We start from the raw sequence: 24938 nt of genomic DNA, 5'->3' as shown, positions 1-24938 counted from the left end.
TACTTATTGCATTATCCCGGAAAACCAGCAACAGTTTACAAATTGGTTATAATAGAATCATATATTTAACCGAAGAATATTGCTTTTCGCAGATTCATTAGCTGCCTAATAGCTATTAGGTTGTAACTTTTCCTGGAAAAATAGCGGGACAAGCCGTATATTTTAACACTCAAACTAGAACATTGCGCAATTTTACCCTTTTTATCCTCGCCTGCCTCTATGTTATACCTGCTTTTGCCCAACGTAAATGCGGTACGGAAGAGGCTATGCAACAACTCATAGCGTCCAATCCGGCGTTGCAGAAGATCCGTGAAAGAAAGGAAGCACGCCTGCAGGAAATGACCCGTTCCATCAAACAGTCAAGGGCGCAGATGAAAACCATCTATCCTACAGTGACCATTCCGGTAGTAGTACATATTGTAATGAGAAATCCCAGTCTTGTGACAGATGAACAGGTGCAGTCGCAGATAGATGCATTAAACCGCGATTACAGTGCCAGCGCTTCCGATGTTTCCAACATTCCTGATGCATGGAAAGGACGCCTGGGCGATGCCGAGATACAATTCTGTCTGGCACAGCGTACACCAGACGATAATCCTACTAACGGGATCGAGAGAGTGACCACTACAAGAAACTCTTTCAGCGTGTCCAATTCCGCATCCGCAGTAAAACATGTTTCCACTGGCGGTGCCGATGCATGGAACAGCAGTAATTATCTCAACATCTGGGTGTGTAGCTTGTCAGACAACTACCTCGGTATTGCCACCTTCCCTGAAGGGTATCCTGCCGCTGAACAGGGTGTAGTGATCAATTACACGGGCTTCGGTACTACCGGCAGTGCTGTGGCTCCGTTCAACCGCGGCCGTACTACGGTACATGAAGTGGGGCACTATTTTTCCCTCCGTCACATCTGGGGAGATGAATCCGGCTGTGACGCAGATGATGGTATTGACGATACGCCGAAACAAGCTAACTATACATATAACTGTCCGCCGTTCCCGCTTACTGATGCCTGCTCAGTCGATTCACCCGGCATCATGTACAATAACTTTATGGATTATTCAGATGATGCCTGTATGCTGCTCTTTACGTCCGATCAGGTGGACAGGATGCGGCTGACATTGACGGAAGACAGGATTTCCCTTCTCTCCTCCAATGGTTGTGTACCGCTGAATCTCCTGGATAACGATGCACAGATATTGAACGTCGTTTCGCCTTTCGGACAGATCTGTGAAAATAGTATTACACCTTCCGTTATACTTAAGAACCAGGGTAAGAACACACTGACTTCGGTGAAGATCAATTACCGCGTGGACGGTGGTTCGGTTAAAACCTTTAACTGGACCGGCAGTCTGACAGCCCTGAAAACAGCGACCGTGCAGCTGGAAGCCAGCGTGCCCGGAGACGGCGTACATACACTGCAGGCTTTCACGGAATCACCTAACGGTATTGCCGATAATGATCCTGCTAACGATACTGCCTGGAGCACCTTCCAGTATTATCCGAACGCCAGCTTCCCATTTGCAGAAGGCTTTGAGACTACCACCTTCCCTCCAACGGGCTGGGAAATAAAGAATTATGATAACAGCTTTACTTGGGAGCTTACAACCGACGCAGCTAAGTCGGGCGCCAGGTCGATCGTGATGCACAACCTGGCATACAATACCAACGATGCTATTGACGACATTCTGACCCCAACCTTCGATCCGGCAGGGCATGATTCCGTATTCCTGTTCTTCGATGTTGCAGCTGCCGCATTCTCCAGTGTCAATGGTTCGAATACCGTATGGGATAGCCTGCAGATCTTTACTACTTCCGACTGTGGTCAGACCCTTGACAGCCTCTATAAAAAAGGTGGCGCTTCGTTCCTGACCCGCAAACAACCGGTAACAAGCGAGTTCATTCCTACAGCTTCAGAGTGGCGCAGAGATTCAGTAAACCTGACCCCTATCATCAACAAGGGTCAGTTCAGGGTAGTATTCAGGAATATCAGCAATGCGGAAAACAACATTTACCTCGACAATATCAATATCGTTACGAAGAATACCCTTCCGTATCTGAAGGAGAAAGGCCTTGTAGTGGGACCGGTACCGGTAGTGAACCAGTTGTTCATTACCTTCCTGGAAGCGCCTAACGATCTGGATTACATTGCGATCTATAACACTTTAGGCCAGCTGGTGACCAAACAACCCGGCTCGTCCATCAACAATAGCAACCGTTTTATCTTTGATTTGGTAAATGAGCCAAATGGTATTTATTTTGTAAAATTAATATACAGGAATAACGTCAAGACTATTAAGATAACTAAAGTGAATTAAGTGAGATGACGACCAGAAACGCTCATCCTGCCGTAGCAACATTACTGCAAGATACAAGATTGGATAAAGGGTTGAAAACCATTGGAGAAAAGGTATTGTCGGCAGAAAGGCTGACACCGGAAGAGGGCCTGCTTTTATTTGAGAAAGGAGAACTGGCATACCTGGGCGCCCTGGCCAATGCGGTGAGAGTGCGTATGCACGGTGATAAGACCTATTTCAATCGTAATTTCCATATAGAACCAACCAACGTTTGCGTTTTTACCTGCAAATTCTGCTCTTACTCGCGTTTATATAAGAACCGTGAAGAAGGTTGGGAATTAAGCATTGACCAGATGCTGGACATCGTAAAAAAGTATGATGGCCAACCTGTTACCGAAGTACATATTGTAGGCGGCGTGCATCCTAAAATGAACCTCGACTTCTTTGTGGAGCTGCTGCAAAAGATAAGGGCACACAGACCAGATCTTCATCTGAAAGGTTTTACCGCCGTGGAGCTGGATTATATGTTCCGCAAGGCAAAAGTTTCCGTAGAAGAAGGTATGCGCATCCTGCATGATGCAGGCCTGCAATCCATGCCAGGTGGTGGCGCCGAAATATTCCATCCAGACATCCGTGCGCAGATCTGCCATGATAAAGTAGATGCAGACGGCTGGTTACACATACACAAAACAGCACACCTGCTGGGTATGCATACCAACGCCACCATGCTGTACGGTCACCTGGAACAGTTCTGGCACCGTATTGATCATATGGAACGCCTGCGCAGCCTCCAGGATGAGACCAAAGGTTTCAACACCTTCATTCCGCTGAAGTTCCGCAACAAGGACAATGAGATGGCGCATATTCCAGAGACTTCCGTTGTGGAAGACCTGCGACTGTACGCTATTGCCCGCCTTTACATGGATAACTTCCCCCATCTGAAAGCCTACTGGCCTATGCTGGGTAGAAATACAGCACAACTGACACTTTCCTTCGGAGTAAATGACCTTGACGGCACCATTGATGATACCACCAAGATCTATTCAATGGCAGGTTCAGAAGAACAGACTCCTTCCATGAACACCGCCCAGCTGGCCATGCTCATCAAACAGGCAGGCAGAAGACCGGTAGAAAGGGATACTGTTTACAATGAGATCAAGGATTATACTGATGTTGTATTCTCAGAGGAAGAATTGATGGCTCGTTAAAAATACGTTTATGTCGCCTACCAGATGGTTGTTATTCAATGCAGGACTCTGTCTATATATTGCCGGATGTCATAACAACCGCAACCAGGTAAGCAACGTTCCATCTTCCGAAACAGTTACTACCGTTACCACTGCTAACGAACCGCCGTTTAAAAAAGAAGGCGTGCTTTATTTTCTCAGTAAGGTAAACAATGATACGCTCCGCCAGATCGATATTGAACTGGCTACTAATGATCAGGAAAGAGCGCAGGGACTGATGGACCGCAAGTCCATGAAAGATACACAGGGCATGCTGTTTATCTTTCCTCATGCAGAGGAACAGTCTTTCTGGATGAAGAATACCTACATCTCTCTTGACATCATATATATCGACGAAAAAAGGGAGATCGTATCTGTGCAGAAATATACCACTCCGCTTTCTGAAGAAAGCCTCCCCTCCTTCAAGAAAGCACAGTATGTGCTGGAAGTGAATGCAGGGTTCTGCGATAAGTATCATATCGCATATGGTGATAAGATCAGTTATAAGGAAATAAAGTAGTATAATGATATTACTATAAAAATAAAAGACCGTTTCATTCAGTATGAAACGGTCTTTATTTTTTGCTTGAATGCATTAATTCGATACCTTTATGCCAGACATAGCATTTATGTGCTTGCAATATCTGCATACAGGAAATTAAACTGTCCACTCCTTTTGCAGTCTGAATCTAGGATATACCATTACTTCTTATTTTTTCTATTTATCCTGGCTGCCAACAATCATGAATTTAAAGGTCAAGTAATAGTGTTCGTGTCATTAGGAAACTATATTATTCACCTTTTAATCTTAACATGTGAAAACTATCCTGATTGTCGACGACGAAATCCACATATGTACATTGCTAACCACCATCCTCACCAAAGAAGGATATAAGGTAGATCATAGTGTTTCAGGCACTATCGCCCTTAAAATGATCAAGGAAAAAAGTTATGATGTCATCTTCTGCGATTACCGTCTGAAAGACAAAGAGATAGATGGTAGCATTCTGTCGCTCAGGATCAGGGAAATGAGCCCTGCCACCAGCATTATTGTAATGACTGGTTATCCGGATGTGCGTGTAGCTATACAACTGATCAAACAGGGCATTTACGATTACGTCGTTAAACCATTAAACGCATCACAGGCCATTCTATTAGTGCAGAAAGCGCTGCTTCATCAGGCAGTGATCTCAAAAGAACAGCTCCCGCCAGCCACACCTTTAGCAACCAGTCCGGTTTCGACATATGTATCTCACCGCGGACAGCTCAGCCGGTTTGTTTATGGCACAGGCAATACCTCGAAGGAACTTCACACACAGATCAAGCTGATTGCGCCTACTGATTATAGTGTTATCATTATGGGAGAAACCGGTACAGGCAAAGAATCTGTGGCCCATCTGATACATAGTCAAAGCAAACGGAAGAATAAGCCCCTGGTGGCTATCGATTGTGGTAGCCTGTCACGCGAGCTGGCCAGCAGTGAATTGTTCGGACATGAAAAAGGAGCATTTACCGGCGCCATACAGGCAAGGATCGGAGCATTCCAGGAAGCTCATGGTGGTACTTTATTCCTTGATGAAATCGGGAATCTCTCTTACGAAGTACAAACTGCATTATTAAGGACCATACAGGAACGAGTGGTTCGTCCTGTAGGTAGTACCAAAGAAGTATCCGTTGATATCCGCATTATAGTAGCGTCAAACGAAGACTTGCAGCAGGCAGTACTGCAGGGCAGGTTCCGCGACGATCTTTATTACCGGCTGAATGAATTCACCATCAATGTCCCTCCTTTACGTGAGCGCAGGGAAGATCTTCCTTTGTTTGTAACTACTTTCAAACAGGCTGTTGAAGATGAGCTGGAAAGAGAATGCGGTCCCTTATCGGATGAAGTACTGGCGGCCTTTTCGAGTTACGCCTGGCCGGGTAATATCCGGGAACTTAAAAATGTAATGCGACGCATCTGCCTGTTATCAACGGAGAAGGAGCCGATTACGACCGACTACCTCCCGGAGGAATTACACCCGGCACCCAAGGAATTGGTAATGTCGGCAGTCCCTGGCGAGGCTAACCTGAAAAACGTAACGCGGCAGGCAGAATACCAGAAAATACTGGATGTACTGCAACAGGTCCGCTTTAATAAATCGCAGGCTGCCAGATTAATGAACATTGACCGTAAGACGCTTTATAACAAACTTCACACATTGAATATATTACTGTAAGCCACAACGCATCCAACCCGCTGTTGTAAGCTTATTTCAGCTCTTCCATGGTGAATGATTTCTGCCGGCCTTTATACTGTCTTCTGACGTCCTGGATATCTTTCTCTGTCACTTTAGAGGCATGGTTACTCCAGGCGCCACGGATGAAGCTGAGCACTTCAGCAATGTCCTTATCAGAGAATTCATCATTGCTTCCTATTCCAGGCATATCACCGCTTATTTCCGGTGCTTTGTACTGTTTGCCGGCCACATTCACAGGGCCGGTCAGTCCGAACAATACAATGGCTGCCAGGCGATGTTTATCTCCTGTTACGATTTCCGACTGATTGAGTGGTGGCGCCAGCGATTGTATACCGTCACCATCCGCCCCATGGCAGGTCTGGCAAACAGTTTTGAACAACAAGGCTCCTCTTGGATAGGTCTTCTGCAGACTCTGATCCATACTGGCCTTCTTCCGGTTTTCAATATCCTTTAATACCGTTTTCAGATGTTTATGCAATACCAGTGTGCTATCCGGATTCCAGGCGGTAAGCTGTTGCAACAAGACCGTTTCCTTACCAGCCATCCGGCTGATAACAGCGTCTGCTACATATGGATCATTGGCATATTTTTCTATCAGCTGCGTTTGCAGCATATCGACTTCTTTCTGCAACTGCGGCGGAAAAGCCGGCAGTAATAAGGCCACATAAGGCGCCAGAAAAACATTCTTCTCCATTGCCGCCAGTTCTTTCAGCACCGGGCCGCCATTGGCAGCAGTAAGCACAGCTGGCAGGGCTGCCAGACCCTCTGCCTGTGCATATGGGTTAGGCTGATGAAGCATTACCATAACATCCGCCAGTTCCAATGCACCCAGGCCTTCCAGTGCCCACAATGCATGGACCTGTCCGTAGAGGCTGTCCTTCCGGTGCAAACGTTCTTTCAGTGCCGGCGCCAATGAAGTATAATGATGGTCGATGATCATTTGTTGTGCCTTGTCCCTTACCCAGCCATTCGGATGATCCAGTAAGGCCAGTAATTCTTCCGGCTTATTCCTTAACAATACGGGTACCGGTTTCGTACCGGCAGGCACTACGCGATATATGCGTCCGCAGTTCAGCGGATTAGTCAGGTTCCGGCTTTTTATCTCCTTTTTAAGATAAGGCGTCAGGTAGGTCTTATGTTGAATGATGCCGCGGTACATGTCCACGATATATAGTGCGCCATCCGGACCGTCATACAGGCTTACCGGTCTGAAACGTTCATCTGTACTGGCAAGGAATTCCTGCCCCTGATAGGCCTGCTGCCCTTTTACGATATAACCGCTGTCTTTTATAATATTTCTTTTAATGAGGTTGCCGGAAGGTTCCGCTACAAAAATATTATTGTCGTATGCCTTAGGCAACAAACCGCCCCGGTACACCAGCGGTCCGCAGGCGGCAGTCATATTGCGCAGACGAAGGCTGTCATTCAGGATGTTCTTCATGTAGCCCCTGTTCACGCCGGTGGTGGCCCTGATGGGATATACACGGGTATCGGGAACGATCTTTTCATCGTAACCGGATACATTCTTCTGTTGCTGATTATTTGCGCCTAGTCCAGCCGGGAAGTAATCTCCCAATACATTTTCGGAGTTGTTATTATAGAAAAGCCGGCCATAGTTATCCTGGGTAATGCCCCACTGACCGCGGAAATGTGTCTGTTCTTTCAGCCATTTGCCGCCCAGCTTACGGTAGCGCTTATCTGATTTCGCATTGTAGATCCAGTTATCCATAGCCCGCAGCAGTCCGTTGGGCTGGTGTTCAACGTTACCACCTTCAGTATATTTATCGTCTACCAGCGTACGTTTGCCGGGTTTATCATGGTCGATCTCTACAAACCACAACCTGGGCGGTTCCGCCACCAGCATGCCGTTCCCCACCAGGCAGATCGCTCTCGGCAGTACCAGCGAATCCATGAACACTTCCCGTTTGTCAGCCACCCCGTCATGGTTGGTATCATCCAGGATCACGATCTTTCCGTTAGGGATGTCTTCTCCTGTGCCAACGGTGTCGGGCATATATCCGGTCATCTCCACTACCCACATACGTCCTTTTTCGTCAAACGTCATCGCCACCGGTACCGTTACCAATGGTTCCGCCGCTACCAGCTGCACTTCCAGGCCTTTCTCCACTTCCATATGCGAGATAGCAGTTTTTGCGTCCAGCACCGGTGAAACCGCGTATTTCTCCCAGATAGCCAGCGAGTCTGATTCTTTTGACGATTTCGTGTTGTCGCCATTGTTACATGCTGCCAACCAGAAGCCGATCCCTAAAAGGTAAAACCTGTAACGCATTTCTTGTAAATCGATTGTTAAGCCCAAAATATAAATTAAATTAGGAATTTGGAATTATCTTCGTTTTTTATATCATTTTAACGCGCTTATGGGACGTTTCCAAGGAATCTTCGGGATTATCCTTATCCTGGGACTGGCTTACCTGGTTTCCAACAATAGAAAAAAGATCAACATCCGTCTGGTGCTCAGCGGAATGGGCCTGCAGATACTCATTGCTTTACTCATCTTTAAAGTAGGGTTTGTTTTCCGCTTCTTCCAGGGCATTGGAAAGGCCATGGGCAAGCTGGAGGATTTTGCCCGTCAGGGTGCTGCCTTTGTATATGGTGGCATTGCGGTAGAAAAGACGCCTGGCACTATAGGGAACTATCTGACCGGTGGATTCGTATTTGCATTCAATATCACTGCAGCCATCATACTGGTGTGTTCACTCGTGGCCATTCTGTATCATTTCGGCGTTATGCAACGTATTGTAGCGGTGATAGCCAGGGCCATGAATTTCATCATGCGGGTGAGCGGAGCTGAGGCCCTGAGTAATGTGGCCAGTGCTTTTGTAGGCCAGATCGAGGCGCAGGTAATGATCCGTCCTTATCTGCCCTATATGACCAAAAGTGAGCTGCTGGCATCCATGAGCGGAAGCCTTGCCTGTATAGCCGGGGGGATCCTGGTGGTGTATTCCAATATGGGTAAAGCGGCCGGTATGGACCTCGCCCCTATGCTGATCACTGCCAGCCTGATGGCGGCGCCGGGAGCGCTGGTGATCTCCAAGATCGTATTTCCGGAAACGGAAGAATCGCAGACGATGGGTAAAGTGAAACTGGAAGTAAAAAGCCAGTATGTAAATGTGATCGACGCAATCACCCATGGTGCAGGCGATGGTTTTAAAATAGCCATGAACGTGATCGCCATGATCATCGGATTTGTGGCTTTGATTGCCTTCCTTGACTGGGGATTACTGAAGATAGGTCAGCTGCTGCAACTGGATTTTGCGCTGAGCCTGAACTGGATCTTCGGAAAGCTCTTCTACCCTGTTGCCTGGGCAATGGGCGTACCTGAGCAGGATGTAAACAGCGTGGCTACCCTGCTGGGACAAAAACTCAGCATCAATGAATTTATTGCCTTCAAGAACCTCACAGACAAAGCCGTTCCTGTGTTAACAGAAAAGGGATTACTGATCGTGAGTATCGCGATCTGTGGCTTTGCTAATTTCAGTAGTGTGGGTATGCAGATAGGCGGTATCGGTGTGCTTGCGCCGGAAAGGCGCGGTGATCTCGCCAGCCTGGGTTTAAAAGCGCTCTTCTGCGGAACGCTGGCATCTTATTTATCAGCAACCATTGCTGGAATACTGATTTAAGTAGGCACAAACAAATACTAACAAAATCCGCCTTATCATCTTCCGGTATCCGGTTGATGATAAGGCGGAGCTCTTTTATAGTATTGATCAGTAACCTAATCTCTTTATCAGATCTGCCAGTACAGCATCCCAGCTATCCAGTTGTCCTTCTTCAGTTCTTGCTTCTTTCATTTCAGATGCAGTCCTGATCTTTTCAACAACATTCGCAGCCAGTTTACGGAGTGCTGGTGTAGCCAGCAGTTGCAGTGAATCCAGGTTATCCAGCGGATCTTCCGGGAAATCTTCACTTGCCTTACCAGCCAGTGCGGCAACCACTTCTGCAGCAGCCAAGGCGTCTTCGCATTCGGATGTATCCAGTACACCATCCTTGTTAAGTGTGAACTGCAATGTGTCGGCTACCATGCCGCCATCTTTGTTGTCCATCATTTCAAATACCCAGTCTTGCGAGCCATCATTTTCGAAGTTTCTGGTACCCCATGTGCCCATGATATGTAGTTTTTTTGGTTTGCTTTTATTGACGATTAACTTAGTTCAGACTCCTGAAATCCACCGGCACCAGTTTACTCACACCGGGCTCCTGCATGGTAACCCCGTAGATTACATCCACAGCCGCCATTGTCTGCTTGTTGTGCGTAACAATAATGAACTGCGAATTGTCTGAGAACTTGCGGATCATATTGGTGAATTTACCTACGTTGGCATCGTCCAGCGGCGCATCCACCTCATCGAGGATACAGAATGGCGCTGGTTTGATCAGGTAAATGGCAAACAGTAAGGCTGTTGCCGTCAGTGTCTTTTCACCTCCACTCAGCTGCGTAATGGCAGCCGGACGCTTACCCTTCGGTTTTGCGATGATCTCAATGCCGGTATCTGCCAGGTTTTCAGGATCGTTCAATATCATATCACACTGGTCTTCTTCGGTGAACAATGCCTTAAATACACGTACGAAGTTTTCCTTCACCTGGTTGAAGGTATCCAGGAATTTTTGGTTAGCTGTTGCCTCCACTTCCTGGATGGTCGCCATCAGCGATTCTTTCGCGGTAACCAGGTCGTTCTTCTGCTCCAGTATAAATTCATAACGCTTCTTCATTTCCTGGTAAGCCTCGATCGCTGTAGGGTTGATCTCCCCCATATTTTCAAGACGCTTCTTCAGTCGCTCGGCGCCTGCCTGCAATTCATCCACAGGCAGTGCTGAATTACGCTGCTCGTCGATGATCTCGTCCAGGTTCACTTTGAACTCTACGCTCAGCCTTTCCTTCATGGAGGCCAGCTGCAATTTCAATTCGTTCACCTTGTCCTTGATCACTGTCAGCGCCTGTTCCAGCTGATCTTTGGCACGCTGGCGTGCACGCAGGCTGCTTTCTTTTTCCTGCAGCTGATTACGGAAGTTATAATACTCCTGGTCCTTTTCGTTCAGATCCTTCTCTTCTTCCTCTTTCCGGCGGAACAGGTCTATCAATCCGTCTTCTGCTGATCCCAGCTTGTCTTCCGCAGCGGCAATATTGGCAACTGCATCTTCCAGCTGAGATTTATTGCTGGTGATCTGCGCATGCAGATCTGTCAATTGTTTACGTTTGAATTCCAGTTCCTGCTTCAGGGCTTGCACCTTACTCTGTTGACGCGTATGTTGCAGGTTCTGGTTGTTGAACTGTACGTTGGCCTGGTTGAACTGTTGCTCTGCCTCTGTAGCCGCCCTTTCTGCCGCTACGATGCTGTCATGCAAAGTATGCACCTTTTCGTTCAGGTCTTCCAGCTCTTCTTTCACACCGGAAATGCTCTCCTGGTTAGCTGCCAGGGAATCCTGCATTTCGTGCAGGCGCTTTTCGCCTGACTCCACCAGGTGACGGAAGTTCTCAATACGGTTCTGCAATCCGAACACCTGGTTGTTCAACTGGTTGATCTTCTCGCGGGCGGCATTGATATTGTTCTCATTCAACTGGCTGTTGTATCCCAATACCTGGTTGTGTTTTTCCTGGATCTGCTGACGCAGGTTAGCCACTACTTCTTCCAGCGCCCTGATCTCTTCATCCAGCTTTTCCAGGTTCTTGGCACGCCCCAGTTTCTTTCCCTCGAACAGTCCTACGGAACCACCACTAAAACTGTACCTGCCCCGGTTCATTCTACCGCTCTTCTCTATCACGAGTATATCCTGGTCGGCCAGCTGGCTGAATTCCAGGTTGCTGATATCGTCGGTAATGAATACTTTACCCAGCAGGTAGTTGCCCAGTCCTTTGTAACGCTCTTCCAGTTCTACCACCTGCAGGGCCGGAATGGCGCCCGGAGGAGTGAACAGGCCTCCACCCTGGTGGTGGAACTGGTCCAGGATAAAAAAGTTTGCTTTACCTTTCTTGTTATCATCCAGTAAACGGATGGCCTGTACTGCCTCTGCTGCATTATTTACAACATAGTAGTTAAGATAAGGTTCAAGCAGATTCTCCACGCAGGTACGATATTCTTCCTTACAGAAGAAAATATCGCTCAGGATAGGAGCACTATTATTCCACTCTGTGTTTTTCTTGAGGAACTTGATACTTTCAGGATAACCTTCCAGACTGTCCACGAGAGACTTTAACAGGTCGTATTCATTCTTCTTCTGGTCCAGCGCACGGTTCTCATCTACCAGTTTATCGCGCAAACCTTCTATTTCCCCCTGGGTGGCCAGGATCTTTCCTTTGGTCTCTTCCTGGAAAGCGATCATATCTTCCAGGTCTGCTTTCTGGTCCTGCAGCGTTTCCTGGAGCCCCACTTTCTCTTCTTCCAGTTGCGTGATCTGCAGCTGACGGCCGGCCTTTTCGTCCTGTAACTGCTGTATGCTGCGTTGCAGGTTCTGTACGGAAGTATCGGCTACTGCCACTTTCTTTTCTGCTTCGAATTGCTGCCGCTGCCATTGCTGCTGGTCGCGACGCAGGTTTTCGAGCGACAGTTTCTTCTGGTTGAAGGCTTCCTTCTTCTCGTCCATCATTTCCTGCAGGCCTTCCAGCTGGTCCTGCAAGGACTCAAACGCGTCCTGTTCTTCTTCCACCTGTGTTTCGGTAAAAGCGATGGAATCGGTCAGTCCCTGCAACTGTCCCTCTGCATTGCTGAGGAACTGGCTGATATTGCGTTCCCGCTCTTTCAGGTAGGTGAGCTGCTGGCTGGCCAGGTTCTTATCATTTTCCTTGGTACGGATGGTAGATACCAGTTCATTGAAAGATTTCTGCAATACCTGCAGTTCTCTCTCCTTGGCAACGAAATGCAGTTTATCTTCTTCCACACTGGCTTCTGCGGAGGAGATCTCCGTTTCCAGGGCCATTTTCTTATCACTTTCCGCCTGTTGTTCATCTGTCAGCTCTTTAAAGGTGACATTGAATCCTTCCAGGGCGGCTTTCGCCAGTTCTATACTGATCTCGCGGTATTCTTTCTTTACCTCATAAAAGCGTTCGGCCTTACGTGCCTGGGCTTCGAGGGTCTTTAAGTTGTTATTGATCTCAAACAGCAGGTCCTCAATACGGTTCAGGTCACCCTCTGTAGCATCCAGCTTGGATTTGGCTTCCTTCTTACGCGTTTTATAAATGGAAATACCGGCAGCCTGCTCCAGCATGCGACGGCGGCTGTTCTCTTTATCTTTGATGATATCGTCCACCATCCCCAGCTCAATGATGGCGTAGGAGTCAGTACTGACGCCGGTATCCATAAACAGGTTATGGATATCTTTCAGGCGGCAGGCCACATCGTTCAGGCGGTATTCGCTATCACCGTTCTTGTAAAACTTGCGGGTAATGGTAACAGTAGTGAACTCGGTTGGCAATACATTGCGGGTGTTCTCGAACGTGAGGCTCACTTCGGCCATACCACTGGCGGAACGTGTTTTGGAGCCATTAAACACCAGTCCTGACTGATTCTCGGAACGCAGGTTACTGATCTTATGCTCCCCGATCACCCAGCGGATGGAGTCGATGATATTACTTTTGCCACATCCGTTGGGGCCAATTACCCCGGTTACCCCCTCATCGAAGTGTAATACGGTTTTGTCAGCAAAACTTTTGAAGCCTTTGATTTCTAATGTCTTTAAACGCACAATTGCTTTGCTTTGTTTTTTTAAGCCGTCAAAGATAACTATGATTTCTCTGATTTATGACCAGGATTTGCCTAATCATACCATAATAATGCATTTTTACCAGACTATTTATCTCCTTTTTCTGATAATCAGTGTCTTAATCCAAGCCTGTTACCTTTATTTTTTCAAAGAAAACAGTAATTTATCAGACAACCATGTCCCGGTTAGAATTTAATTATACACAGTTGTGTATAAATTGCATAGAATGATTGATCAGTGGTTTGAGGCTGTAGTATTATATTTAACCGACATACCGTAAACAGAGGATTGCCTTGTGCTCAGACCAGCATTCTTTTTGCTTATCAGCGATTTAAATAACTTTGCATATATTAAATTTTCCAGATGCGGCATTGGGTTCAGGAAGTCAGGAATTTCATTTATAGCTATCATTTCAGTACAGGATTACGTACTACCATTAGTGTGGTGGTACCGTCTGTGGTGTTCTCCCTCATGGGCGACCTCCCGATGGGTATAGAGCTGTCGCTCGGCGCCCTGGCTACCGCCCTTTCAGACGTTCCCGGTACTGCGCTGCATAAACGGAACGGCATTCTGACCGCCATTGCATTCATCTTCTTCACCGCTGTTGGCACCAGCCTGATAGCACCTTATCCCCTGCTGATGACGGCTTGGATACTGGCTTGTTGCTTTGCCAACAGCATGCTGCTGGTATACGGGAACCGCGGAGGTAATATTGGCATCGCCTGTATGCTCGTGATGGTTTCCATACTGGGAGAAACACCTGTTGGTGCCGCTGAGGCGTTTTTCCATAGCCTCCTTATTTTAGGAGGAAGCGTCTGGTACGGCTTCCTCGCCCTCCTGCTCTGGCGGATCCGCCCTTACCTGAGCGTACAGCAGATGCTGTCGGAATGCATCATGGAAACCGCCCGCTACCTGGAGGAAAGAGCAGGATTTTATGACAAGGGTGCCGACAAGAACTTCGATGAGATCTATAAATCAGTATTGGCACAGCAGGTAGTCGTGAGCGAGAAACAGGAGGCCGTGCGCGAACTGTTGCTCAAACACCGGTCCGCACAACAGGGGTCTACCAGTATCAACAAAAGTATGGTGCTCATTTTCCTGGATATTGTAGATCTTCAGGAACAGATCATGGCTTCGCAGACTGATTACCAGGCGCTGCATAAAGACTTCGGAGAGATGGAGATCCTGGAGAAATTCCATACCCTCATCCTGCAGTTCACATCCGAATTACAACTGATCGGGACAGCGGTGGCAGCCGGACAACGCTCCCTGCCCAAAGCCAACCTCCGGTACGAGATAGAGAAAGTACAACATGCCATCGCGGATATCCGGAGATCATTGCCGACATTCAAAGAACGTACAAAGCTGATCACGCTGACCAATATCCTGCACAATCTTCAGGATATGACACAGCGTATTTATAACCTGCACCGGCTTACCAGACTGGAAAGGGTAAAAGACGAGATCATTGATCCACGTATTCAGCTGTCCAGTTTCACTACCCGCAACCGCTATGACCTGGAAACCTTTCTGAACAACCTGACCTTCCAGTCACACATTTTCAGGCACGCCCTGCGCGTGAGCATTGCGGCGGTGACCGGCTACCTGCTTGGACAGGTGTTTCAGCTGGACAGGGTGTACTGGGTACTGCTGACTATCGTGGTGATCCTGAAACCCGGCTTCGGCATCAGTAAAACCCGGAGTTATCAGCGTATTATCGGTACCATTACCGGGGCATTATTCGCCGCAGGCGTATTGTTCCTGACAAACAACCCGACACTCATCTTCATCCTGATGCTGATCTGTATTCTCGGCGCCTATAGTTTTATGACGCAGCAGTATACACTCAGCGTGTTTTTTGTAACGCCCTTTGTCATTTTCCTGCTGCACTTCCTCCATCCTGCTCACCTGCAGAATGCGGAGCTGCGCGTGCTGGACACTTTTATAGGGGTTAGTATCGCCTTCCTGGCCAGCCTCCTGCTGTGGCCCAGCTGGGAGCATAATTACCTGCCGAACTATATGACCAAAATGGTACAGGACAACACCCGTTACCTTGATCAGGTAATGCGGCTGTACACGGGGCAGGAATTTGTAATGAATGATTATAAACTGGCGAGGAAGGATACCAATGTAAGTGCGGCCAACCTGATGTCAGCCTTTCAGCGCATGCTGTCTGAACCTAAAAGTAAACAGGTACATGGTTCGGAGATCTATCATTTCGTGGTACTGAGTCATTCCATCATGTCGCATATTGCAGCACTGGCCAACTATGGGTTATTGCATGGTGTTCACTTCCCCAAGCCGGAATATCAACTGATCAACCAGCATATGCATCAGCATTTTGACTGCATCTTAAAACTGCTGGAAGATCCACAATACAAATCTGCCCAACTGCCTGCCAGTCTGGAAGCTTTTGAGACATTGGATGTGGAACTGGAAAACCTCTACCAGCGCAGACAGGAAGAGATCAACCAGGGCAAGGGCGATACCCCTGTCCGGGAGGAAATGCTGGAAACGAAGATGGTTCGTGACCAGCTGCATGCCATGCTTTCATTGCTGAAAGATATGAAGAAGACGATCGATAAGACTATTGCTGATAAATAATGCCAAACTGGTCGCTCAGCGGGTCCATATGCTCCAGCAACACATCGAAGAATGCAGGTCCCTGATGAATAAACCAGGGCATGAAGTTCTCCTTTCTTTCCTGTAAAGAATTGGCAGGGAACAATCTCGCCTTCAGGTTCCGGATCTGCTCCGTCTGCCAGCCGAATCTCTTCTTTTCTGCCTTGAGGAACTTGTGCTCCAGCTTCCCGATGGATTTTACCGCCCGGGTGCGCTCCGCTGCTACGGAAGCCACCAGTGTTACGTCGATATCCTTTGCTTTGTGTGCCAGGTCATCAAACAGCTTCTCTACTGCCGCATACTCATCTTTTAATACCAGGGCGGCATTGGTGTGCTCCTTTACAAAGCGGTTCACCAGTTCCTCGGTGTCTTCGAAAAGATCGGTAACGGCCAGTCCGAGCTTCTGCAGGCGCTCCTGTGAAGCACCATCCGTCAGCAGGAAGGAATTACGTAATATCAGGGCAGGGTATGGTACCCTGTAATAAGCAAATAACTGTTGCAGTTCCAGCCAGTAGGCAATCTCCCCACCTCCGCCAATAAAGGCGATATTAGGCAGGATCGTTTCCTGCAGCATGCCACGCAATATTACATTGGGGCTGAACCTTTCGGGATGTTCCTCCAGTTCTTTCTCCAGGCTGGCAGCGGTAAATTCAACCGGCAGGTGTAACACCTTCCAGACGTCGCCTACCTGTACAATACGCTCGCGGGATGTTTCCGTCAGGTAGAACAGGTTTATTTCCCTTGGATTAGCTTGTACCTTATGATGTTTGGAAAGTTGTTCGATCGTTTCGTTGACAATCTTGTAAGAATGCTGATTAAATAGTTCATCCCGCATTACAGGTACAAACAGCTTCTTCAGCTTCGGATTATCTGGTACCAGCACCACCAGTCCATAACGGCCAAACAGTTCGTTGACCAGATACAGTGTGGCGGCCTGAATGTTTGCATGGCCCAGGTAAGCCTTCTTTAAGAGCTCGATCAGTTCTTCTGCATATGCGCCGTACCCCAAAGCTTCTTTCACCTTTCCTATCAGCTCTTCAAAGCCTTCGGGTTGCATACGTCCTACAGCCCCTTGTTGGTCAGTCGGCCAGGTGATGTTCTTGCCGTCAATATAGATATGCCCCAATTCGTCCAGGTCAGCATCTTCACTGCCCATGTAGTAAACAGGCACAAAATTGTACTGGGGATGTTGCGACCTGAGCTGATCGGCTAACTTAATGGTTTGCAATATCTTATAGACGAAGTATAAATAACCGGTGAAGATGTTGGGCTGGTGCGCAGTAGTGATAGTGAAGGTCTGCTGATCCAGCAGGCTGTTAATGTTGTTGCGAACATTATCAGTGATGTCCAGCCCCTGGTATTGTTCCTGCAGTGCAGCTACCAGGACGTCCCGCTGTTGTGCGAAAAGCTTTTTGGCTTGTATAACAGCCTCAAAATCAGGATGTACCGGAGAATATTTATAAAAAGGTCGGAGGTTAGGATGCTCGGCCAGAAAATCTATTACCAATTGATTGAAATACCCGGTTTTACCATACGGGATATGACTTACAGGTTGCTCCATACGCTAAGCGCTGATTCTTTTGAGGCACGAAGGTAGGGAATGAATCACGAATCATCAATTACGAATTACGAATGGTTAAAATATGGAAGGAGCGGAAAAAACTATCAGGTGAAGCAGGACCCATAGCCCCCACTGCTGCGGGTATGTGTTCGAAGCACAGGGTGATAAACCAGGGAATCGCAAGCAGTAATGCCCCCTAATGAAAAATGCCGCGAAGCAACTCCGCGGCATTCAGTTCCATTTATATCAGGTTATCTAGATCACAAAACCATCCGGCAGTACCATACCGTTTTTGATCACCACAATACCATCCTTTACTGCGTAGAGTTCATGGTCGCCATCGGGCAACACCGTGTCTCCCACATTGATCATCACATTATTACCGATACTGCAGTTCTTATCTATAATAGCATTATTAATACGGCAGTTATCTCCTATACCCATTGGCGGGTGGCCTTTAGCGTGGGCTTTCTCAAGGTCTTCCAGCGTCTGATAGAAATCACTTCCCATCACATAGCTGTTGGTAATAACAGAGTTCCGGCCAATGCGGGTTCTGATACCAACCACACAACGCTCCAGGTGGCTGTCCAGTATGATACTACCATCTGAAATAACCGTATTCTTCAGGGTACCTGAAATCTTCGCCGGCGGCAGCATGCGTGCACGGGAATAGATGATCTGCGACTCATCGAAGAGGTTGAACTTCGGAATTTCATCTGTCAGGCCAAGATTTGCCTCCCAGAAGGAACTGATGTTACCAATATCTGTCCAGTAACCGGTGTACTGATAGCTCACTACCTTCATGTCAGCATTGATCGCATAAGGGATCAGCTCCTTACCGAAGTCGGTAGCTGCCTCCTGGCCATTCAGCAGGTCGTACAAAGTCTGACGGCTGAAAATGTAGATACCCATGCTGGCCAGGTATACCCTGCCTTCCTGCTGCATCTCCTCACTTACGGGAGAAGCCCAGGGCGCCAGCACGTCCTGTTTGGGCTTTTCTGTAAAAGAAGTGATCAGGGCTTTGTCGTCCGTTTTCAGGATACCAAAGTCAGAAGCGTCCTTGGCGTTCACCGGGATGGTGGCAATGGATACCTCTGCCTGACTTTCTATGTGATGCTGCAGCATTTCGCGGAAGTCCATCTGGTAAAGCTGGTCGCCGGAAAGGATGAGCACATATTCAAATTCGTAGTTGTCGATGTGATGAAGGCACTGACGCACGGCATCGGCGGTACCCTGGTACCAGGTCGGGTTGTCGGGCGTTTGTTCTGCCGCCAGGATATCTACGAATGCCTTACTGAAGTGGCTGAAATGGTAGGTATTTTTGATGTGCTTATTCAGTGACGCAGAGTTGAACTGGGTCAGCACGAAAATACGGTTCATATCGGCGTTCAGGCAATTCGAAATAGGAATATCCACGAGGCGATATTTACCGGCTACGGGCACGGCAGGCTTTGATCGCTTACGCGTAAGGGGATATAGACGGGTGCCGGATCCGCCACCTAAGATAAGGGAGATAACTGCGTTAGACATATATTACGATTCTTTGTTTCAGTTTTTGGGTACTGGTCTGTGTATTACGATTGAGCTATATAATTGCAGATATTCTTCCGCGGCAGTGTCCCATGAATGGTCAAGTCCCATAATCGTTTCACAGATATCATGCAATTTTTCAGTGTCTCTGTATAGCTCCACAGCCCGGCCTACTGCAAGGCAGGCATCCCATGCAGCTGCATGTATAAAGCGGATACCAAATCCCTCGGGGTCACCGAAGTCTGTTACTGTATCTTTTAATCCTCCTACACTGCGGACAATGGGGACTGTACCGTAACGCAATGCATACATCTGGTTCAATCCGCATGGTTCCACCCGGCTTGGCATCAGCAGAAAGTCACTGCCTGCGTAAATTCTATGTGACAGTGCTTCATCATATCCAAACTGCACATTAAAATTGGCTTCGGTGTATATCCTTGTCTGTTGCAATGACCATTCCACATGTGGATCTCCGCTTCCCAACAATAGAAAATTCACTTGTTGTTTCTGCTCATAGATAGACCTGCCAATGATTTCAGGCAGCAGGTCCGCACCTTTCTCGCCTACGAGACGACCAATAAACGATATCAGCGGGAGTTCCGGATCGAGATTAAATTGTTCACACAATTGTTGCTTTATGTCGCGCTTTCCCTTTACGAATGTCTGCTTATCATAGTTGACTGGCAACATAGGATCTGTAGCGGGGTCCCAGACTACAGTATCTATACCATTCAATATACCAACAGCTTTACCCCTTTCATAGTTCAGTAAATCCTCTAAACCGTTGGCGCCGGTATATAATTCTTCGAGGTAATTGGGGGATACCGTTGTGAACCGCCAGGCACATTTCACGGCTGCGGCGAGCGGGTTAATTGCACCATGCCAGCCGAGCAGGCCAGCTTTCCAGAGATCGAAGCCCGGCAACTGGTACAACCTGTCCCAGCCAAACTGTCCCTGATATTGGGCATTATGAATCGTTAAAACAGTAGCTATATTTCTTAAGCGGTCATACTTGTAGGCATGGGTCATCATGAATGGGATCAATCCCGTGTGATGATCGTGTACATGCACAACATCCGGCTGATGCTGCCATTCATTCAGCCAGTCAAGCACCGCTACCTGGAAGGCCAGGAATCGTTCTGTATCATTGTAATAGCCATACACTCTCTCCGTGTCCAGCAGTCCCGGGATATCGACCATATACAGGTCAAATCCAAGCAGGTTTGTCACCTCCCTCCATACATTGAAGTGATACCAATTGTGTCCTAACCAGCAACCGCCCTGGTGTACCAGTTCAAATTCGTGTGTGTGAAAGAAACGGGTATTGTATGCAGGCATCACCACCTTGGCTATATGCCCTGCCTGGAACTGGTATTTGGGTAATGCCCCGACCACATCTGCCAGACCTCCTACTTTGGCTACAGGGTAACACTCCGCGCTAACGTGTAAAATCTCCATGCTAAACGATTATAACTGTTCTTTTAAATTACCTTGGAAAAAGCATATTACAAAGGATTCACCAAACTTTATTTGGCTGCGCCCATCCTGCAATACGCTGCTGATCTGAATCCTGAAGTGTGGTGTAATTTAAAGCAATCTCTTTATATAACGTCACATTTAAACAAGCGTTTTTTTAATCCCCCCGTTACAGTTAGGTTTCTGTCATTGTCCCATTATCCCCTCATATGGGGCAGGCAGGCCCCGGAATGCGGAATGCTTCATGTAAAAGCATAATGCATTACCTTCGGCAAAAGATTCACTTATTATGGATTTTGGTCGTGTTGATCCGGCCCTGCTGGACGAAATAGACTTCAAACTGCCGGCTGAACCGGCCTTTAATAAAAAAGCCCTCAAGGGGAAACCTGTTAAGCAACCAAAGATCTATCTGGGTTGTGCTAAATGGGGCCGCAAGGAATGGATCGGCAAGATCTATCCCAAAGGCACTAAAGAAGCCAACTTCCTGGATGAGTATGTGCATCATTACAACAGCATTGAGCTGAATGCTACCCATTACAAGATATATGGCCCTGATGCTATAGAAAAATGGGACGTCCGCGCTCAGGGGAAGGACTTTAAATTCTGCCCCAAAGTACCGCAGTCCATCAGCCATTACAGCAATCTCATAGATGCCAGCCTCCAGACCACATCCTTCCTGGAAGGTATCCTCGCCTTTGGCGACCACCTGGGCCCTATCTTTCTCCAGGTGAGCGATAAATATTCGCCCAAAAGAAAGGACAACCTGTTCCGTTACCTGGAAAGCCTGCCGAAAGACCTGCAATTCTTCCTGGAAGTGCGTCACCCCGACTGGTACAGCGATGCCAGCATCAGGGACGAACTATTCAGCACCCTGCAGCAGCTCAACGTGGGCGCCATCATTACCGATACCTCAGGCCGCCGTGATTGTGCCCACATGTACATGCCCATTGCGAAAGCCTTTATCCGTTTTGTAGGCAACAGCCTCCACCCTACCGATTACGTCCGTATCGACGATTGGGTGAACCGTATGCACTACTGGTTGCAACATGGACTGCAGGAGCTGTATTTCTTCATGCACATGCATGATGAGGCTTATTCTCCTGAACTGACCGTCTACCTGGTAGACAAGTTTAAAGAGGTGTGCGGCATACAGTTGCAGAAACCAACGTTCATTGCCCAGCAGAATAGCTTATTCTGATGCTGTAGGCATGCGGCCTAAAATGGAACTTAATTCGAATTGTAGTTGTGTCCCAATTTTCTAAATATTAATTTTACTCTCTGAAAAGGGAAGTTTAATAATATGCGAGATAAGCTTAGGGGATTGGCCCGTGATCTGACGGGTACACTATATGACGATGACACCATGCGTACCCTATACGCCACCGATGCATCAGCCTACCGTGAAATGCCACTGGCCGTGGCGATCCCGGCAAATGAACAGGATATAAAGACATTGATCGCTTTCGCCCGCGCCAATAAAACCTCGCTCATCCCCCGTACTGCCGGTACCTCCCTCGCAGGACAGGTAGTCGGAAACGGGATTATAGTAGATGTTTCAAGAACTTTCACTAAGATACTGGAAATCAATACGGAAGAACATTGGGTAAGGGTACAGCCAGGCGTCATCAGAGACGAGCTGAACATGTTCCTGAAACCTTATGGCTTCTACTTCGGACCAGAAACCTCTACCGCCAACAGGGCGATGATAGGGGGAATGGTCGGCAATAACTCCTGTGGGTCCAACTCGGTGGTATACGGCAGCACCCGCGAACACCTGCTGGAAGTAAAGGCCATCCTCAGCGACGGGTCAGATGTGGTGTTTAACAGCATTTCGGCCGACGAGTTCCATGCCCGCTGTGAAAAGAACGACGGCCGACTGGAAACCACCGTATATCGTCAGATCCGCACCCTGCTGGGCAACCATAGCAACCAGGAGGAGATCCGCAGGGAATTTCCCAAACCCAGCATCACCCGCCGTAATACAGGGTATGCTATCGACCTGCTGCTGGAAACAGCCCCCTTCACTGCCGGTAAAGAAGATTTCAACTTCTGTAAACTCATTGCCGGTTCTGAAGGTACCCTCGCCTTCCTGACAGAGATCAAACTGAATATATCGCCACTGCCACCCAAAGAAACCGGGTTGCTCTGCATACACTTCAACAGCATCGACGAGTCCCTGCGCGCTAATATTATTGCTATGCAATATAAACCCAGTGCCAGTGAACTGATCGACCACTACATACTGGAATGTACCAAAGACAATATTGAGCAGAGCAAGAACCGCTTCTTTGTACAGGGCGATCCTGGCGCCATCCTCGTGGTGGAATTCTGCCGGGATAACCGGGACGCCATCACAGAAGTGGCCAACCGCCTTATTGTAGAGTTGCAGGCAGCCGGACTGGGTTATCACTTCCCCCTGCTGTTTGGTGATGACACCAAAAAGATCTGGACACTGCGTAAAGCCGGCCTGGGGCTGCTGAGTAACCTGCCGGGCGACGAAAAAGCTGTTCCCGTGATTGAGGATACCGCTATTGATATCTACGACCTCCCCGCTTATATCCGCGATTTTAACGATATCCTGAAGCAATATGGCCTGTACAGCGTTCACTATGCGCATGCCGGTAGTGGTGAGATCCACCTCCGTCCCATCATCAACCTGAAAACGGAAGAAGGCAATCGCCTGTTCAGGAAGATCGCAGAAGAAATAGCTACCCTCGTAAAGAAATATAAAGGCTCCCTCAGTGGAGAACATGGCGACGGCCGTCTGCGTGGTGAATTCATCCGCCAGATGATCGGGGAGAAAAACTATGCCCTTCTGCGTGAGCTGAAGTATACGTGGGACCCGGAAAATATCTTCAATCCGAATAAGATCGTTGATACGCCGAGCATGAACAGCATGCTGCGGTATGAACCCGGACAGAAGGCCCCTCAGCTGAAGACCGTGTTCCACTTTCCCGAACAGACCGTCCTGCAGCATGCGGAGCAATGTAATGGCTCCGGCGACTGCCGTAAAACAGAGAAAAGCGGCGGTACCATGTGTCCCAGCTACATGGCTACCCGCAATGAAAAAGATACGACCCGCGCCAGGGCCAACATCCTCCGTGAGTTCCTGACGCATTCCAATAAAGAGAACCGTTTCGATCATAAAGAGATCTATGAGGTACTGGACCTCTGCCTGGCTTGTAAAGGATGTAAATCAGAGTGTCCGTCCAATGTCGATATGGCGAAACTGAAAATGGAATTCCTCCAGCATTATCACGATGCCAATGGCGTTCCTTTCAGGGCAAAACTGATCAGCAATTTCACCCGCCTCAATGGCCTGGCCACGATAGCGCCGGGTATTTATAACTGGATGGTGAATACGCCGCTGACGGGCAACCTGATTAAGAAGACTTCCGGCTTTGCACTGAAACGTTCCCTGCCGGAACTGCAGTCCACAACACTCAGAAGCTGGTTCAAAAAGCAGTGGCCCCGCGAAAAGACGCCAATTGCTGCCGTTAAGAAAAAGGTATATCTCTTCTGTGACGAGTTTACCAACTTCAACGACACCCATATCGGTATCAAGGCCGTTAAACTGCTGCACCGCCTGGGCTATGATGTGCAGATGATAGAACATCCTGAAAGCGCCCGCGCCTGGATGTCGAAAGGATTGCTGCGTAAGGCCCGCAACTTTGCGGAGGAAAACGTACGCATCTTCAGTGCGATCATCAATAACGATGTGCCTTTACTGGGTGTAGAACCTTCTGCCATTCTCAGTTTCAGGGATGAATATCCTGACCTCGTCAGGGAAGAGCTGAGAGAAAAGGCCAGGAAGCTTTCTCCGAATGTATTCCTGATAGATGAATTCCTGAGTAAAGAAGCCGCTGCTGGTCATCTCCCAACTACGCTCTTTACCAGTGAAAAAAGGCAGATCAAACTGCATGGCCACTGTCAGCAGAAGGCATTGTCCACACCACTGCACAGCAAAAATATCCTGTCATTGCCCGCAAACTATTCCGTGGAGATCATTCCTTCCGGTTGTTGCGGTATGGCCGGTTCCTTCGGATATGAGAAGGAGCATTATGACCTCTCTATGCAGATCGGTGAGCTGGTATTATTCCCGGCAGTACGTAATGCGGCGGAGGAAACGATCATTGCAGCTCCCGGCACCAGCTGCAGGCACCAGGTGAAAGACGGTACCGGCCGTAAATCCATGCACCCGGTAGAGATCCTGTACGATGCATTAGTATAACGACACTTTATTACAACATAAAAGGCAGACCCATCACAG

14 protein-coding genes are annotated in these 24938 nt (G+C 48.1%); 8 read left to right on the top strand and 6 right to left on the bottom strand.

Translation table 11 applies throughout. The features are described 5' to 3' along the window. Nucleotides 1–182 precede the first annotated feature (182 nt). The 4 genes from L3C95_RS21050 to L3C95_RS21035 all read left to right on the top strand — a co-directional run bounded on the left by L3C95_RS21050 (nucleotide 183) and on the right by L3C95_RS21035 (nucleotide 5742). Complete coding sequence (locus tag L3C95_RS21050; protein WP_236390615.1) at nucleotides 183–2318, top strand: M43 family zinc metalloprotease; 2136 nt, start codon at nucleotides 183–185, stop codon at nucleotides 2316–2318. Nucleotides 2319–2323: 5 nt separating this feature from the next. Further along, nucleotides 2324–3505 (top strand): aminofutalosine synthase MqnE, encoded by a 1182-nt coding sequence (gene mqnE / locus L3C95_RS21045; protein ID WP_236390614.1) that lies wholly within the window; start codon nucleotides 2324–2326, stop codon nucleotides 3503–3505. Nucleotides 3506–3515: 10 nt separating this feature from the next. Continuing rightward, a complete protein-coding gene (locus tag L3C95_RS21040) occupies nucleotides 3516–4043 on the top strand; it encodes a DUF192 domain-containing protein (RefSeq protein ID WP_236390613.1) in 528 nt (175 codons plus the stop codon). 295 nt (nucleotides 4044–4338) lie between these two features. Beyond that, nucleotides 4339–5742: a sigma-54-dependent transcriptional regulator gene (locus L3C95_RS21035; protein WP_236390612.1), complete on the top strand. Its 1404-nt coding sequence runs from the start codon at nucleotides 4339–4341 to the stop codon at nucleotides 5740–5742. A 31-nt stretch (nucleotides 5743–5773) separates the two neighbouring features. Here L3C95_RS21035 and L3C95_RS21030 read toward each other — a convergent pair whose 3' ends face one another. Further along, a complete protein-coding gene (locus L3C95_RS21030) occupies nucleotides 5774–8053 on the bottom strand; it encodes a c-type cytochrome (RefSeq protein WP_236390611.1) in 2280 nt (759 codons plus the stop codon). A gap of 88 nt (nucleotides 8054–8141) precedes the next feature. On the opposite strand from L3C95_RS21030, the gene L3C95_RS21025 reads away from it, so the two are divergent. After that, the gene (locus L3C95_RS21025; RefSeq protein WP_236390610.1) at nucleotides 8142–9404 is read left to right on the top strand and encodes a NupC/NupG family nucleoside CNT transporter; all 1263 of its coding nucleotides are present in this window, start codon (nucleotides 8142–8144) and stop codon (nucleotides 9402–9404) included. An 87-nt stretch (nucleotides 9405–9491) separates the two neighbouring features. On the opposite strand, the gene L3C95_RS21020 is transcribed toward L3C95_RS21025, so the two are convergent. Then, nucleotides 9492–9890 (bottom strand): DUF4259 domain-containing protein, encoded by a 399-nt coding sequence (locus tag L3C95_RS21020; RefSeq protein ID WP_236390609.1) that lies wholly within the window; start codon nucleotides 9888–9890, stop codon nucleotides 9492–9494. A 40-nt stretch (nucleotides 9891–9930) separates the two neighbouring features. Then, nucleotides 9931–13461: a chromosome segregation protein SMC gene (smc, locus tag L3C95_RS21015; protein ID WP_236390608.1), complete on the bottom strand. Its 3531-nt coding sequence runs from the start codon at nucleotides 13459–13461 to the stop codon at nucleotides 9931–9933. Between the two features lie 381 nt (nucleotides 13462–13842). Here smc and L3C95_RS21010 point away from each other — a divergent pair, with 381 nt between their 5' ends. Further along, nucleotides 13843–16083 (top strand): FUSC family protein, encoded by a 2241-nt coding sequence (locus L3C95_RS21010; RefSeq protein ID WP_236390607.1) that lies wholly within the window; start codon nucleotides 13843–13845, stop codon nucleotides 16081–16083. On the opposite strand, the gene bshC is transcribed toward L3C95_RS21010, so the two are convergent. The 3 genes from bshC to L3C95_RS20995 form a co-directional block, all read right to left on the bottom strand. Beyond that, on the bottom strand, nucleotides 16067–17662 hold the full coding sequence (gene bshC / locus L3C95_RS21005) for a bacillithiol biosynthesis cysteine-adding enzyme BshC (RefSeq protein ID WP_236390606.1): 1596 nt from the start codon (nucleotides 17660–17662) through the stop codon (nucleotides 16067–16069). The genes L3C95_RS21010 and bshC overlap by 17 nt on opposite strands. 255 nt (nucleotides 17663–17917) lie before the next feature. After that, complete coding sequence (locus tag L3C95_RS21000; protein WP_236390605.1) at nucleotides 17918–19192, bottom strand: glucose-1-phosphate adenylyltransferase; 1275 nt, start codon at nucleotides 19190–19192, stop codon at nucleotides 17918–17920. An 18-nt stretch (nucleotides 19193–19210) separates the two neighbouring features. Then, nucleotides 19211–20650 (bottom strand): glycogen synthase, encoded by a 1440-nt coding sequence (locus L3C95_RS20995; RefSeq protein ID WP_236390604.1) that lies wholly within the window; start codon nucleotides 20648–20650, stop codon nucleotides 19211–19213. Nucleotides 20651–20957: 307 nt separating this feature from the next. Here L3C95_RS20995 and L3C95_RS20990 point away from each other — a divergent pair, with 307 nt between their 5' ends. Both L3C95_RS20990 and L3C95_RS20985 read left to right on the top strand, forming a co-directional pair. Continuing rightward, nucleotides 20958–21866, top strand: coding sequence for a DUF72 domain-containing protein (locus L3C95_RS20990; protein ID WP_236390603.1), 909 nt, complete (start codon nucleotides 20958–20960; stop codon nucleotides 21864–21866). 102 nt (nucleotides 21867–21968) lie between these two features. Beyond that, nucleotides 21969–24899, top strand: a complete 2931-nt coding sequence (locus L3C95_RS20985) for an FAD-binding and (Fe-S)-binding domain-containing protein (protein WP_236390602.1) — start codon at nucleotides 21969–21971, stop codon at nucleotides 24897–24899. Nucleotides 24900–24938: the final 39 nt, after the last annotated feature.

It is taken from the genome of Chitinophaga filiformis, assembly GCF_021646545.1.
GTDB classification, from domain to species: Bacteria; Bacteroidota; Bacteroidia; order Chitinophagales; family Chitinophagaceae; genus Chitinophaga; species Chitinophaga filiformis_A.
This window is presented reverse-complemented; position numbering and strand designations above follow the sequence as displayed.